This window comes from Sporolactobacillus kofuensis (genome assembly GCF_024125425.1).
In the GTDB taxonomy this organism is placed as follows: domain Bacteria; phylum Bacillota; class Bacilli; order Bacillales; family Sporolactobacillaceae; genus Sporolactobacillus; species Sporolactobacillus kofuensis.
In genome coordinates this window covers 35,484-49,272 of the sequence record NZ_JAMXWN010000006.1, presented here as the reverse complement: position 1 = coordinate 49,272, position 13,789 = coordinate 35,484, and the positions used below count along the sequence as shown (strand labels likewise).

Genomic DNA, 13,789 nt, shown 5'->3' with positions numbered 1-13,789 from the left:
ATAGGTTTTCTCAATTAAAGCAAAGATACCTTATTTTATATACAAGGAGCGATCACTCATGCAACTGCTAACCTGTCAAAATAGAACTACACTTAAAGAACGCCTTTACCAAGATGACTTCCAGACAATCATGCATTTGTCCCTGCAAAAAGGACAGGAAATTCCCGAACACCATGGCGGCGATGCGGAAGTCACGGTTGTTCCCGTGCGCGGTGCCATTGTCTTTACGGCCTCCGGTCAATCGGAGCACCTTGTCCCAGGACAGCTGGTGCATCTGAACGCTAAAGAACTGCATGCCGTGCGCGCTGAAGAAGACAGTGACGTCGTACTGATTAAATCGGCACGTGCCACCGGTAGTGTACGCGGATGTTGAGCGGAACAAACCATGAGGAGGTAACCGATGTGAGCACTCAGCCGGAAGAAAAAAAGTATACACGCGTGGATAAGGATACCTGTATCTCCTGCGGCGCATGCGAAATGGCAGCCCCCGATATTTTTAATTACGACGAGAACGGACTTGCCTTTTCAATTATCGACGAGAATAAAGGCATTAAACCCATTCCTAAGGAACTGCTTATGGATCTTGAAGACGCTTATGACGGATGTCCAACCGAATCGATCCTTGTTTCTGACCATCCTTTTGACGCAGATGTTCGTTCGGATGATAATAAATAAAGAAGATTGGCTTCAAAAGAAGGACTGGCAATGAGCATTCAGATTAAACGTATTTATGAACCGGTGCAGGACTCTGACGGTTTGCGCATGCTCATCGATCGTATTTGGCCACGCGGTATATCGAAAGAACGCGCCCACCTCGATGATTGGATGAAGTCCGTCACACCAAGTCCTGAACTACGAAAATGGTTCAATCATGAACCGTCGAAATTCGCGCGTTTTCAAGAGGCATATCAAAAGGAACTGACTGAAGACGAAGAGAAGCAGCGCGGTGTTGAGACAATCATGAAGCTGAGCCATACGAAGACGGTAACACTGCTTTACGCAGCAAAAAGTCCGACATGCAATCACGCATGTGTACTGCTTGAATTCATTAAAAAGCAAGGAGAAAGGTCATGACGATTCATGTGATCGGCATTCTCGGTGCCAATAATCCGGATGGTCTGACGGCACAAATGCTTACTACTGTCTTGAAAGGGGCAGAAGAACAAGGGTGCACCGTTCAGAGGATTTATTTGGACGTTACCACTTTAAGCTGCTGGTGACGGATGTTTTTAAAGATACGATGAACACGAAAGAAATTCGATGAGAAATCGAGGATAATCAGTTACAATTCTACAAATTGATGGAGAAGTGGACCGTTGCACAAATGGAATTTGATGCATCTAAAAATTAAGGTTATCCACAGTTTTCATTACACTTATGCACACAATTATCAAGTTATCCTCAATTTATCCAGTGGGAACGCGCACTTATTCACATATTCTGTGGATATGTGCTTTTTTCGCTCTAGAAAAAAAGTTATCCACATGTGACTATCTTTTCAGAACACGACCCTTAATGAGAACTGGCTAAAAAACAGGAATCGGATAGAAGTATCCGGTTCCTGTTTCTTTAATGATCGGATGTTGGTTTCGCGTGCATTCATCGGTTTTGCCCTAGGCATTGCGGCAAAGGAAAGCTTTCCTATTGTTCCTCTTTGTACGCATTTCTCCGGTCTGCAATCCAGAACACGATACCGACCAGCATCATAACTGTCATTAAAAGAGTATAGAGAATGATCGCACCGGTCAGCCCGATCCATTGCGCAACAAACCCGAGTCCGAGGATCGGAAGGCTGACGCCAAGATAGGTCAACAGGTAAAAAGAGGCAATAATGTCGCCGCGTGATTCATTCGGCGAAATATGATTGGTCAACGCAAGACTTCCAGCAAAAGCAGGACCGTGACCAAAACCGATCAACACAGTGGTCAGGAACAGAAAGATCAGCGACTTCGTTTCCAATACGGCAACAAGTGCAACAAGACCCGCAATCATCACGATAAAGCCTACAATTGACAGCTGTTGTAGTGGCAAGCGTTTGAGAACAATCTGGCTAATCGTCGAGACGCTCAGAACAAGTGCGACGATCACACCGGCAACCGCTAAATTTGCGCTGCCGACTAACTCGTCGGCATAACTTGGAATAATTGACAACATCAAACTCATGATCGACCATGCGATGAATGAGGTCATGCCCGAAAGATAAAAGCGTTTCATAATAGTGTATGGAACAGCGGGACGGTGAAGCTTGATCATCCCGGAACGTTTGATTTGCTCACGCATGTAAAATAAACCGATAAAACCTGGAATCGCTAGGAACATATGAACGATGTAGGCAAGTTTCATTGGAAAAGGTGCATACTCGCCAAGAAGACCGGATAATACCGGGCCAAGTGCATTACCTATTGTCACTGCCATGGAACCGACAAACGCCGCCTTAATCCGATTCTGCTTTGGATCGAGTTCAGTTAAGGCAGCGACGGCCACACCATTAAGCATCCCAACAGAAATCCCCTGGAAGATCCTTGAAAGGAGCAACATCGTGAAGTTTGTGGAGAATGCAAACAGCAAAGATCCAAAAACAGTAAAGAAAACGCCGGGAATCAGCAATTTCTTTCTTCCTAATTGATCGGACAACTGCCCGGAAATAATAATCGTTGGAATGACGACCAGTGCATAAATAGCAAACAGCAATGTGACACTCCCTGCCGTTAGATGCCACTGGGTCCGATAAAGTGCGAGCAGCGGCGAAGGAATATTTGTCCCAAGCAGCGTAATGAATAGGCTATACGCGACTAACCAAAAGGCGACAACTGGTTTCGAAAAAAGCGCGCTAAGCTTACTGCTGATCACATTTCTCGAAAGCGCAGGATGAGCGACTTTTACTTGAATGACATCCATTAAACCATCAAGCTGTGTGATCACTTTCTCAAGAACATTTTGTTCTGATTTCAAAGAGATTTTCATTCTTGAGGTCTGGATTTCTTTATAAGTGCCGACAGATAACGCATCTATATTTATGCCTGATTGGCCAAACAACTGGGAAACTTGTGCAAGAATGCCCGGTTGATTTTTCACAATAACGGAAATTCGGTGGCTTTGCATCTGGATGCCCCTTTCATACTTCTTCCTTTTTATGATATCATTCGGTTTATCATACTTAAAATATCTGTTTTATTTAAATACTATATAATATAAGTATATAAGGAGGATACATTTGTGGATCTCCGTCAGCTACGCTATTTTCTTGCCATTGCCAAAGAAGGCCAGGTGACCCGTGCTGCCAAGAAGCTCAATATGGAGCAGCCTCCGCTCAGCCGGCAGTTGAAATTAATGGAGGAAGAGCTCGGTGTCATGCTTTTTGATCGTCAGGGTAAACGCATGAATCTCACGGAGGCGGGTCGCGTACTGAAAACAAAAGCAACCGCCATTCTCCGAAAAGTTGATGAAACCCTCACCGAAATTCAAGAGCTTGACCGTGGTGTCCAAGGTGTCCTTAGCATCGGATCGGTATTTTCATGCGTTTCTCTTCTTCCGGAGAAAATCGCCTATTTTCGTGAACATGCGCCCCAAGTCACTTTTAAAATTCTCGAAGGTGACCATGTTGTTCTTGGCGACTATTTGGAAAATCGGAGCATCGAACTCGTCGTCACGCGATTACCCTTCGAATCCGGATATGATTCCGGACGCTACGAAACCTTGCGCCTTCCTTCCGACCCATTTGTTATGGTCGTGCCGAAGCATCGCAAGTGGCTCTTCAGGCAAACCTCTTTTCACCTGAAGGATTTGGCGACAACACCGCTGATCGCCTTAAAAAGCGATAAAACCGTTCAGCTGAATGAAAAAATTGTCAATGAATGCCGACGTCTCGGTTTTGAACCGAACATTGTCTGCGAATGTTCCAGTGTCTCCATAACGATCGCTCTGGTTATTGCCGGAATCGGCGTCACGATTCTGCCTCAATCCGTGCTTTCTGCCTTTTCTGTCGCAGATATTGAGTGGTTCGCGCTACCGGACATTACCGTTCAGTCCGATGTTGGGATTATTTGGCTTAAAGACCGCTACCTGACAAAAAAGGCACAGCGATTTATCGAGTTGTTTAAAAGCTAAGATCGGGATACTTTAACGTTTTTGGCCCAATGATGGTTAATCAGTGCACTTTTTCCTGTCGCATGCGCCTATCTTATTCAGGATCGCGCATAATCCGCAAGTCTATGTTTCCGGCATAAGAAAAACCAGGCTAAGCCTGGTCCTTTGCTGTCACTCTATATGCGGCTTTGAATCATCACTCTTGTTGCTTGAACGACACTTCAGCTGCTCGCTTGCCGCGGGCAGTCCGGGAGCCTCCTCGATCAACCGTTATCTGCGGGGTCTCCCCTGGCCTGCACTCCCGCAGGCGTCTCGCGCTTCCGTGTTTGAATCAGAACTTTTTTACGTTAACATCGCTGACATGAACCCTAAGGCCATTCAAGATTTTCTTTTATCTTTTCTTAGAAAAACCAGGCTAAGCCTGGTCCTTTCCTGTTACTCCTATGCCGCTTTGAATCATCACTCTTGTGCTTGAACGACACTTTAGCTGCTCGCTTGCCGCGGGCAGTCCGGGAGCCTCCTCGATCAACCGTCATCTGCGGGGTCTCCCCCGGCCTGCACTCCCGCAGGCGTCTCGCGCTTCCGTGTCCTGAACTTCATTTATTGAGGGGCACCTATCAGCAAGCCCCAAATTTTATACTTTCTTATCTTAAGAAAAAACATCTCTCTGCCTTCTCGTTAGCAGAGAGATGCTCACATTCGTGATGACATAAATTACTTACTGCTTAGAATCGGAATGAATTGACTAGCAATCGGACTGCCAATCCCAGTAACCAGATCATAGCCGGCTTGTGTAGCATAGCCCCCGTTGCTTCCCGAAACGATATCGTGATAATCTGTAGTATAACCACTGCTGCCTGTTGTTCCGGCCGTTGAGTAAATAGAACTTAGCACCTGAGTACTTGATAATGGCTGAGTACGCCCTTGATTTGCTAACGCAACAAGTGCTCCCCATGCCGGAGCACTGAAACTTGTTCCGCCCACTTGGAACCAACCTGTTTGTCCTTGATCCGGTGTGCTGGTGTATACATAGACGCCGGTATTCGGATCTGCATCAAAAGCCACATCAGGAATGCCCCGCTTCGTACCAACGATGCTTGTCCAGTTTGACTGGAATGTTGGTCTACTTTCATAGGTACTGATCGCTCCGCCAGAACCTGACCAAGCGGTCTCACTAATATAGTTTCCAATACTATCCGTATCTAAAGAAGTTCCGCCGACCGAAACAACATAAGGTGATGAGGCCGGCCACGAACTTCCTGATCCATTATCTCCTGACGATGCAAGATACGTAATGCCTGCATGATTGAAATGCGTGTTGTACATGGTTTCTCCTGAAAATTCGGAGCCGCCCCAGCTATTTGAAACAATGGTTGCACCATGGTTTGTTGCGTAATCCTCAGCGACGACAAGATTACTAATCGAAGCTGATTTTGCTGCCACAACCATAATTTTTGCATTTGGCGCAAGGGCATGAGCCCATTCAACATCTAAGGCGGTTTCAAGAGCCCATCCTCCATCAGTTCTAGGTTTTCCGCTTGGATAATCAACTTCAATGTTCGCATCCGGAAGACCAAATTGCTGATCAAATGTGTTAAGATCATTTACAATTGTCGGGCTTCCGTAGGCTTCGATGAGGGCAATGGTTTGGCCGGCACCTGTTTCACTTAATTGATCGATACCATATGCTCTCTTTATTTGTGAGGGTGAAAAGACCTGAGACACGATGTTCGGTTTAATTCCTTTGGAGATCGGCTTGTAATGGATTGGATTATGTGCTTCCCAACCTTTAGGTGCAGTTGCTGTCGTTACTGTCTTCGCACTGGCATGTGAGACCGTGACAAAAAGAGTGCCGAAAAGGGTAAAAATCGCGACGAATAAAGCTGCAACATTAAACGCTACTTTTTTGACTCGTGACATCATTAATTCCCTCCTCAATAAATGATAGATTTGTAGATTGATTACATAGTAACAACTGATTATTTATTTTTTTTGTCACATTATGTCGAAATATGACGAAAAAACAATATGCAATATTTCATAATTTATGCGGTTAAAATAGAGTATAATAGCTTCAAAATAAGTGACAATTTTAAAGTATACGGAGGGATTATTCGTGAAAAAACTGTTCATTAAGTTCAGCTTGATCATCTGCGTAGTAACGTTAGCGATTCCTTTTGTTGCCACTCCACTCGATAAATCCGACCTGCCCTTTGAGGATGTTCTATCACAGAATTTTAAGTAACAGCCTCTCTAAATCACCACAAAACAAACAGACCATCGTCACACCTGATGATCTGTTTGTTTTGTGCAGTGCTCTTTTATTTGTTAGTCATTAACTATTCCAATTTCATCTTTTTAAGTATCTATGTTTCTTTTTAAAGCTTACTTGTTTATAAAAATCCAAATGCAACAAATCAAAAAAGAAATACGCTTTCCGATAATACCCGGCAATTTCATTTTCTGAATAACCCATTTTCTCCATACATTCTGCCCTTTGATAATACAACTGCCCAAGCAAAGTCATATTATTGAGATGAATGGATAACTTTAATGCATGTTCAATGTGCCGGATGCTTGAATCGTACTCATTTTTTTGAAAGAGAAGTTTACTGAAATTATAGAGCGCCTTGATTTTTAAGCAGAGAAAATTTTTCTCCAAAGACTCATAATGAATGATTTCCTTATAAAGCCGAATACTTTCATTTATTTTATTGTGTTCTGCATAAACGTTTGCAATCGAATTCTTTATGTAGAGATCCAAGTGAAGAACTATCGCAGATGGTGTTGTGTTCCGTAATAGCAGGTTAAGTTCTGTAGTGCAGGTTTGATCGTCAATCCGTCCTAACCGATATGAAGCTAACCAATAGTGCCAGGAAAGAATCTTATGGAATTCATAGTACTCTGAGTGATGGTGATGATCCTGCTTACGATCAATGTAGTTTAAAATCTCTTTATATTTCTTTTGCTTGCTGAGCTCGAATAAAGTGTCCACAATGGTATTCTTATACGTAAAATCATCATAGACGAGAACTTTAAGAAAGTAGGATACTGGAACCTTTAACTTTGAAGAGAACACATACAGCAAATCAATGCTGGGAAACACTTCACCATTTTCAATTCTGCTAATCTCAGATTGATGGCATACATTTTGAGAAAGATCCCTCTGGGTTAATCCGCGTTTTTTTCGCCACTTTTTTATTTCATTTCCTAATCTAGATTTATCCATGCAGCTCACCTTTTCCCCGATTTTTCAATGAGATCCATGCGTTGTACCATGATTGACTGGCACCCTGACATTAATTTATTCCACAATTATCTGAAAATTATTCCTACTGTTGTCGCCATCCCCATCTGTAATCCTGATATAATTGTTACTGTTCATCAGTCATGGCTTGACGGATGAACGGACTGTCCTCAATTTATTCGAAAGGAAGAAGAACGCATGATCCTTAGGCATGTACGCCAAGAAGATTTGAAACAGTTAGTCGGGCTTGAAAACACAGGTTTTACTCCGGAAGAAGCCGCAACCGAGAACGCTTTTATCAACCGGATCGCAACCATTCCGGATACCTTTATCATAGCTGAGGAAGCACAAAAGATCATCGGATACGTTAATGGTCCCGTCATATCCGTCCCGTTCATCACCGATGATTTATTTAATACAACACTTCCTAACCCCGAGAAAGGAGGCCATCAGAGCATACTCGGCATTCTTGTCGACCCAAACCATCAAAGAAAAGGGATTGCCTGCTTGTTACTTAAAGCATTGGAGAAGGAAGCCAAAAAAAATGAGCGTCTGACTGTAACCCTGACGTGCCGAGAAGCACTCATCCCTTTTTATGAGAAAAACGGGTACACGAATCAAGGGATTGCCGAATCGCAACATGGCGGGATCAAGTGGTTCACTATGACTAAACAATTATAAAACAGGAGAGCGCCGATTCGCGATCTCCTGTCTTTTTCACACATACTTTATCTTTCCGGTTTAAAGGTTTTGCAATCCGTTTCTTCCTGTTTAGCTGCCTGCTTTCCTACATGACTGACTACATAAATGGCATCTGCGGAGCATTTGTTTCCTGAATCCCAAAAGGTACAGTTGTTGACTTCACAAAGCACATCTTTAGCCACTATCTCTCACCTCCTCTGGGGCTAGTATTCGCTAACCACAGGGGATCAATACTTTGCATCGTCGCCTCAAAGCCACATGCAATCGGATGAAAAAAGAAGCCCGAAATCAATGAATGACTTCGCGCTTTCTGTTTCATTTATTTAGTAACTCAAACCCTGTTGCTGGTGGTGTACGTCTTGTTCGACATGCCGATGCTTTAACGAAGGGAAAATATATTTATCGAAAATACCAACCAATGTTCCCTGAAAGAGTAGTGCAAAAATAGTACCGACATTGATTGCATAGAGCTGATGCGCGTCAATCCAGCATACAATAATAATCACCACTGGTGGCGAGAACGTAACCAACTGTGCCACTGTCGCATTTCCTTTAAAATATTTAAAGCGGATAATTTGCATGAATTCATCGCAAGGATGGAGCATTAAATTAACTCGCTGGTAAATAGAAATGGCAAGTGCAATGAAGCAGATACCTGTAATATCCAGTATTACCCGAATAAAGAGCGGAAGTGTATGAATACCGATCATCACTAAGTACGTACTCATAATGCCGATCAGATAGCTGAACGGCACCATAAAGATCACATTGCCTGCAATGCGGCGCCAATCAACTTTTTTAATGATTAATGCATTAGCTATAATCAAGAGGCTACCGGAAGCAAACAGAGTCCAGCTGAGCGAAATACTTGTGAGCGCAGTAAAATTAACCGCTGAAGCCGTCCACAGTGCACTCCCCAAATTCAATGAAACCGTCAGTGCATTCCCTAATGTGTTAAACAAAATGGAGATCGTAAAATAAATCAAATTTTTATTGTTGCTGTGCGCGTGCACGGCTGCAGCATGATTTACAAACACAGACATTTCCTTTCTTTGATTCAGCTTTTTTCAACCGCGAAGGGCAAACATTTCCGTGACCTTCGTTATGAGTTGCTTCATTGTAACTCTTAATCATCGATTGTTCAATAATCAACTTTCGAACGTTGCACACATCTTTTTATGGATGATCCAGTCGATCACAAGACACAAAAAAAGGCATGACGAATGCACGCACCACGCCTACTTTATCATCCTTTGTTTTCGTCGAATCGGATTTGATCCTTTGACAGTACACCCCATTAACATTCTGTTCTTGAAAACAGTACGGCATACAAAAATCACGTTATGAATAGTAGTGATGGAAATAAAGCAGCAGAATCATTCATAAACTAAAAGGTCCGATTTGCACAAAGATAATGGATTCAGGAAATTGCATGCATCGTAAAAACATACTGTTCATAGCTCTAATCAATTTGTTGGAGGTTGTTCTATGCTTCATCAATTGTCCACGCTCCACCCGGTGCTACTTGCACTCTTTGCCGGACTTTTTACCTGGGGATGTACAGCGGCTGGTGCGGCGCTCGTCTTTTTCTTTAAACAGCTGAATCAAAAAATGGCGAATGTCATGTTTGGTTTTGCAGCCGGTGTGATGATTGCTGCCAGTTTTTGGTCACTACTTGCCCCTGCGCTTGAACTCAGTTCTGGCATGGGCACCTTCTCATTCATTCCCGCACTTGTCGGCTTTTTGCTTGGTGGCGTCTTTTTACGAATCGTCGATCGACTGATTCCCCATCTACATCTTGGGTTTCCAGTGGCAGAAAAAGAAGGACCGAAAACTAAACTGCACAAAATTATCTTACTGGTCTTTTCCATTACCATTCACAACATACCCGAAGGTGCAGCAGTCGGTGTTGCTTTCGGGGCAGTCATTGCCGGTAATACCGAATTACTTGTCGCCGCGTTGACACTTGCATTCGGCATTGGCATTCAAAATTTTCCCGAAGGCGCAGCGGTGGCCATTCCGCTGCGGGGAGAAGGACTCACGCGATGGAAAAGTTTCTGGTATGGTCAATTATCCGCCATTGTTGAACCAATTTTTGCTGTCATCGGTGCCTATTTAGTCGTGCATGTGTCACCGATTCTGCCCTATGCACTCGCTTTTGCTGCCGGAGCAATGATCTTTGTTGTCATTGAAGAACTCATTCCGGAATCGCAGCGTGAAGGTTCAACAGATCTCGCAACCACTGCTACAATGATCGGATTCGCGGTCATGATGGTGCTGGATGTTGCACTGGGCTGAAGGGGCCGACACCCGACCTTAGCTAAAGGCACTCAGACCCCTTTCGATGTCGCAGGTAACGGGCAAGGGGCCCTTGATTGATTCATTACTGCTTTGAATCCTTTTATCGCTTCCCGGCCTTCTTCCCCGGCATAAATGCCCGCCTCTGATCTAATGGTTGCTCCTTCGCAGTCATTACATCCGGATCCAGGCAGTAAACAGCTGTCGCGCTGCCAAGGGATGAGCGGTATTTTTCAAGATGTGTGCGGGCCAATGGGCGATTAAAATAATCCGGCACATATTTATCAAGCAATTTTTGCATGGCGTCCCGTGCTTCATCCAAGTCGGTAAGACGCGTCGCCTTTCCGAAAATCATAACACTCAAATAAGCTGTACTTGTATGTGCCGGCACAGAACCCGCCATAATCCCGTACTCCGTACAGACGGTAAAACAAGCGTTGGATGACATGCGCATTAAATCTACTTTTTTCCCCTCATCTGCACCGTGAAAATAAATCTTATTTTGGTACCAAACAAAATTAAGCGGTACAACATAGGGATATTCTTCATCATTGAGTCCTAAAAAACCTACTTGTGCGTGGCTTAAAAAATTGTCGATTTTCTCCTGATCCGTGCATAGCTTATCAGCTCTTCGCATTGGTTGCATTCCCGTCCCGCCTTTTTTATCCCGCCGTTTTCATTTATTATAAAATGATTTCATATTGTTTAAAAGATACAGATGTGACTCGTTTAAAAAGCATCGTGAGGATTTTTCAAAGTGAAAAAGTGAGCGTGCATCTACTGCCCGCTCACTTATCCATAGATCGATATGAAGGAAAATCCCTCTAGTAAACAACCAACATATTAGAAATCCACTTATTATTACTTAGAAATCGTCAGCAATTGATCTGGGAAGATCTTATCCGACGACAGGTGATTGATCTTCATTAACTGTTCAACAGTGATGCCATGTGCTTTGGCAATGGCCCAAAGTGTGTCACCGGATTTAATCGTGTATTTTTTCGATGGACTCTGAAGTAAGATTTTCTGTCCAGGTTTGATCAAAGATCCATTAAGCTTATTAATTTGTTGAATTTTCTTCACGGAAATGCCATTATGATTCGAAATCGCCCAAAGCGTGTCTCCTGCCTGTACAATATACACTCCGTTATTTGTATGTGCCGTTATCGTCTTGGCTTTCTTGGAAACTTTGACAGCAGCATTTGAAGTGCTCGAATGTTTCTGAGTTACATTTGATGATGGAGTCGATGCAGAGTCCGATGGATTGCTCGTCTCTGTTTGGGCAGTTACCGCCGCCTTTGGTTGATCGGATGATGCTGTCTGATTCGTTGACGTGCTCTGCTGCTGTTGTACATCTGAGGTACCTTGATTTGTACTCGTTTGAGTCGACGAAGATTGAGACTCTCGAATTGATTCTTTTGTTTGCGTTGAACTCGAAGACTGCTGTACTGCAGGCTGACTACTTGTCACAATTCTCCGTGCAGTAACATAGCGTGGTGCCCAGTAACTTGATGCGCCACCACCAAAGATTTGTGTTTCACGAACACCTGTATTTTCATTTTCAGAACTAATCATACGATTATTTCCGACATAAATTCCGACATGTGAAATCCCACTGCCCGACGTGTTGAAGAAAACAAGATCTCCCGGTTGCAAGTCTGAGCGGCTCACTGCAGTTCCATATCCTGCCTGTGCAGCTGCGTTATGTGGCAATTGAATACCTAACTGAGAGAAGACGCGAAGGGTAAACCCTGAGCAGTCATTATTGCCCCATGAGTAGGCTTGTCCAATTCCCTGTTGTGCTTTATTTACCACTGATGTTCCTGAAGCTGCGAACGCCTGATGTGTTCCAAGGCTTGTCACGGCTAAGCCACCAATCAATGCAACAGATAATAATCTTTTTTTCATTATAAGTTCCTCCCCAATGCAATCGTCCATAATCTCTTTTTTCATTGATTTATGTAACTATTGTCAACAAAACTAATCATAGGCTCATGAAATTGCAACAGAGTAACATCGTGTTGACAGCAGCGATACAATTCGATTACAAAAATCGCAAATTGGTTCATATTTCCTCTAGTTATTAGCATTGCTAACATCTGTGTACAAGAATGGAAAATTATAGGGTATCCGTAGCAACCATTTTAAGTGAGATTATTTCAGATAAGATCAATGAGGAATTTCATCAGGTGTCTCGCATTTTCGCCGTATTTTTACGCAAACAGTCTTACTTTCTTTTCTTTTGAAAAAATGAGAGGAAGTTGAACTTCCTCTCGTTTTTGTGAGCTTCCGTCAGGCTCGATCAAAAGATTCTCTTTGCTCGAATCAGGATAACGCAAGATAGGTAATGATGGGGATCGTCACCATACTTATTAACGTCGAGACGACCACATATTCTGAGGCGGTCCTTCCTTCTCCAGCATATAGTTCCGCCATGGCCGTATTAATTGCTCCGGCAGGCATCGCTGCTGCAATGATCATGACACCCAAAATGATCGTATTAGGAACACCAAGTTTCAAAAGAGGAATCAATAGAATCGGCAGAATAATTAATCGCGTCAGGCAGAAGTTGTAAATATCGATTCTTTTTAGGAGTCTCTTCATATCTGTAAAAGCAAACAAAGCACCAGTAATGACCATAGACAGCGGGGCCGTCATGCCACCTAATGATGTGAGCGCCTCAGCAAACGGCTTTGGAATCGTGATTTTTGTAAAGAAGAACACGAAACCGATAATCGACGCCGCAATAGCCGAGGTGAATAAAAAAGATCGGAAATCAAAATGCGATTTTCCCGAATACAATTTAATGCCAAATGTAAACAGGAAAACATTTGAAACAGCATTATATGTGACTAATGCAATTAAGCCTCGCTCGCCAAAAATTGAACCGATAATGGGAATGCCAATAAACAAGATATTTGAAAATGTGCAGCAGCCGATCCAAACCGACTGCAGAGAGATCTTGACCTTGAAAAGTTTCGTTACACCGATGGCAATGAATAATGTAATCAGCATAAAAAGCAGACTGACGATCATCGATTGAATTATGATGTTCACGATGCTCCAGCTAAACGGTATTTGACAACTCATTAATATGGCGCATGGCAATGCTAAATTTGTTAGAACACTAGACAGTCCGGAAATATGCATCTGTTTCAACCCATTCAATTTCACCAACAAAAATCCGGCAAGCATAAAAATAATTAATTCGATACTTTCTTTAAACAAAATGGCAACCAATAAACTCACCTTTTTACTTTCGTATACTAAAAAATATCTTAACATGAAGCATGAATGATTTCTGCTCCTATTTTCAAAACTTACGAATAACAGGCAAAAGTCTACGGGGGGTTGCGCATCACTCCGGATTCATTTTTTCGATACATCTAAATGCGAAACCAAATGCCCACAAAACAGTTTACGTGCTAAGATGGATGTAATGAATATTTGGAACTG

At 43.1% G+C, this 13,789-nt stretch carries 16 protein-coding genes; 8 read left to right on the top strand and 8 right to left on the bottom strand.

Annotation, left to right across the window (positions count from 1 at the left end):
* The first annotated feature begins 58 nt into the window (after window positions 1–58).
* From NIE32_RS06475 to NIE32_RS06460, 4 genes are read left to right on the top strand one after another with little or no spacing between them, the layout of a single operon-like run.
* Window positions 59–373: a cupin domain-containing protein gene (locus NIE32_RS06475; RefSeq protein ID WP_253054063.1), complete on the top strand. Its 315-nt coding sequence runs from the start codon at window positions 59–61 to the stop codon at window positions 371–373.
* A 29-nt stretch (window positions 374–402) separates the two neighbouring features.
* The gene (locus NIE32_RS06470; RefSeq protein ID WP_381452027.1) at window positions 403–675 is read left to right on the top strand and encodes a ferredoxin; all 273 of its coding nucleotides are present in this window, start codon (window positions 403–405) and stop codon (window positions 673–675) included.
* Between the two features lie 30 nt (window positions 676–705).
* Window positions 706–1,074: a DUF488 domain-containing protein gene (locus NIE32_RS06465; RefSeq protein ID WP_253054059.1), complete on the top strand. Its 369-nt coding sequence runs from the start codon at window positions 706–708 to the stop codon at window positions 1,072–1,074.
* Window positions 1,071–1,220, top strand: coding sequence for a flavodoxin family protein (locus tag NIE32_RS06460; protein ID WP_253054057.1), 150 nt, complete (start codon window positions 1,071–1,073; stop codon window positions 1,218–1,220). The genes NIE32_RS06465 and NIE32_RS06460 overlap by 4 nt, the downstream gene beginning before the upstream one ends.
* Window positions 1,221–1,641: 421 nt before the next feature.
* Here the strand turns inward: NIE32_RS06460 and ilvN are convergent, their stop codons facing one another.
* A complete protein-coding gene (ilvN, locus tag NIE32_RS06455) occupies window positions 1,642–3,102 on the bottom strand; it encodes an acetolactate synthase small subunit (RefSeq protein ID WP_253054055.1) in 1,461 nt (486 codons plus the stop codon).
* A gap of 114 nt (window positions 3,103–3,216) precedes the next feature.
* On the opposite strand from ilvN, the gene NIE32_RS06450 reads away from it, so the two are divergent.
* Complete coding sequence (locus tag NIE32_RS06450) at window positions 3,217–4,107, top strand: LysR family transcriptional regulator (protein ID WP_253054053.1); 891 nt, start codon at window positions 3,217–3,219, stop codon at window positions 4,105–4,107.
* 693 nt (window positions 4,108–4,800) lie between these two features.
* On the opposite strand, the gene NIE32_RS06445 is transcribed toward NIE32_RS06450, so the two are convergent.
* On the bottom strand, window positions 4,801–6,009 hold the full coding sequence (locus NIE32_RS06445; protein ID WP_253054051.1) for a S53 family peptidase: 1,209 nt from the start codon (window positions 6,007–6,009) through the stop codon (window positions 4,801–4,803).
* Window positions 6,010–6,202: 193 nt separating this feature from the next.
* Between NIE32_RS06445 and NIE32_RS14225 the strand changes: the two genes are divergently transcribed.
* Window positions 6,203–6,331: a hypothetical protein gene (locus tag NIE32_RS14225; protein ID WP_290443487.1), complete on the top strand. Its 129-nt coding sequence runs from the start codon at window positions 6,203–6,205 to the stop codon at window positions 6,329–6,331.
* A 105-nt stretch (window positions 6,332–6,436) separates the two neighbouring features.
* Here NIE32_RS14225 and NIE32_RS06440 read toward each other — a convergent pair whose 3' ends face one another.
* On the bottom strand, window positions 6,437–7,315 hold the full coding sequence (locus tag NIE32_RS06440) for a helix-turn-helix domain-containing protein (protein ID WP_253054049.1): 879 nt from the start codon (window positions 7,313–7,315) through the stop codon (window positions 6,437–6,439).
* Between the two features lie 216 nt (window positions 7,316–7,531).
* On the opposite strand from NIE32_RS06440, the gene NIE32_RS06435 reads away from it, so the two are divergent.
* Window positions 7,532–8,014, top strand: coding sequence for a GNAT family N-acetyltransferase (locus tag NIE32_RS06435; protein ID WP_253054047.1), 483 nt, complete (start codon window positions 7,532–7,534; stop codon window positions 8,012–8,014).
* A gap of 47 nt (window positions 8,015–8,061) precedes the next feature.
* On the opposite strand, the gene NIE32_RS06430 is transcribed toward NIE32_RS06435, so the two are convergent.
* Both NIE32_RS06430 and NIE32_RS06425 read right to left on the bottom strand, forming a co-directional pair.
* Window positions 8,062–8,217, bottom strand: a complete 156-nt coding sequence (locus NIE32_RS06430) for a DUF1540 domain-containing protein (RefSeq protein WP_253054045.1) — start codon at window positions 8,215–8,217, stop codon at window positions 8,062–8,064.
* A gap of 141 nt (window positions 8,218–8,358) precedes the next feature.
* The gene (locus NIE32_RS06425) at window positions 8,359–9,072 is read right to left on the bottom strand and encodes a YczE/YyaS/YitT family protein (RefSeq protein WP_253054043.1); all 714 of its coding nucleotides are present in this window, start codon (window positions 9,070–9,072) and stop codon (window positions 8,359–8,361) included.
* Window positions 9,073–9,523: 451 nt separating this feature from the next.
* Between NIE32_RS06425 and NIE32_RS06420 the strand changes: the two genes are divergently transcribed.
* Window positions 9,524–10,333, top strand: coding sequence for a ZIP family metal transporter (locus NIE32_RS06420; RefSeq protein WP_253054041.1), 810 nt, complete (start codon window positions 9,524–9,526; stop codon window positions 10,331–10,333).
* 103 nt (window positions 10,334–10,436) lie between these two features.
* On the opposite strand, the gene NIE32_RS06415 is transcribed toward NIE32_RS06420, so the two are convergent.
* From NIE32_RS06415 to NIE32_RS06405, 3 genes are all read right to left on the bottom strand, one after another.
* On the bottom strand, window positions 10,437–10,979 hold the full coding sequence (locus NIE32_RS06415; protein WP_253054039.1) for a pyridoxamine 5'-phosphate oxidase family protein: 543 nt from the start codon (window positions 10,977–10,979) through the stop codon (window positions 10,437–10,439).
* 215 nt (window positions 10,980–11,194) lie between these two features.
* On the bottom strand, window positions 11,195–12,241 hold the full coding sequence (locus NIE32_RS06410; protein ID WP_253054037.1) for a C40 family peptidase: 1,047 nt from the start codon (window positions 12,239–12,241) through the stop codon (window positions 11,195–11,197).
* Between the two features lie 417 nt (window positions 12,242–12,658).
* Window positions 12,659–13,573 carry an AEC family transporter gene (locus NIE32_RS06405; RefSeq protein WP_253054035.1) on the bottom strand — a complete coding sequence of 305 codons (915 nt, stop codon included), beginning with the start codon at window positions 13,571–13,573 and terminating at the stop codon, window positions 12,659–12,661.
* Between the last annotated feature and the right edge of the window lie 216 nt (window positions 13,574–13,789).

What these genes read in the sequence shown, in the direction of transcription:
- NIE32_RS06415 (WP_253054039.1), bottom strand. Translation starts at nt 10,979, where the DNA reads ATGCAACCAATGCGAAGAGCTGATAAGCTATGCACGGATCAGGAGAAA.
- NIE32_RS06440 (WP_253054049.1), bottom strand. Translation starts at nt 7,315, where the DNA reads ATGGATAAATCTAGATTAGGAAATGAAATAAAAAAGTGGCGAAAAAAA.
- NIE32_RS06465 (WP_253054059.1), top strand. Translation starts at nt 706, where the DNA reads ATGAGCATTCAGATTAAACGTATTTATGAACCGGTGCAGGACTCTGAC.
- NIE32_RS06435 (WP_253054047.1), top strand. Translation starts at nt 7,532, where the DNA reads ATGATCCTTAGGCATGTACGCCAAGAAGATTTGAAACAGTTAGTCGGG.
- NIE32_RS06475 (WP_253054063.1), top strand. Translation starts at nt 59, where the DNA reads ATGCAACTGCTAACCTGTCAAAATAGAACTACACTTAAAGAACGCCTT.
- NIE32_RS06420 (WP_253054041.1), top strand. Translation starts at nt 9,524, where the DNA reads ATGCTTCATCAATTGTCCACGCTCCACCCGGTGCTACTTGCACTCTTT.
- NIE32_RS06410 (WP_253054037.1), bottom strand. Translation starts at nt 12,241, where the DNA reads ATGAAAAAAAGATTATTATCTGTTGCATTGATTGGTGGCTTAGCCGTG.
- NIE32_RS06445 (WP_253054051.1), bottom strand. Translation starts at nt 6,009, where the DNA reads ATGATGTCACGAGTCAAAAAAGTAGCGTTTAATGTTGCAGCTTTATTC.
- NIE32_RS06460 (WP_253054057.1), top strand. Translation starts at nt 1,071, where the DNA reads ATGACGATTCATGTGATCGGCATTCTCGGTGCCAATAATCCGGATGGT.
- ilvN (WP_253054055.1), bottom strand. Translation starts at nt 3,102, where the DNA reads ATGCAAAGCCACCGAATTTCCGTTATTGTGAAAAATCAACCGGGCATT.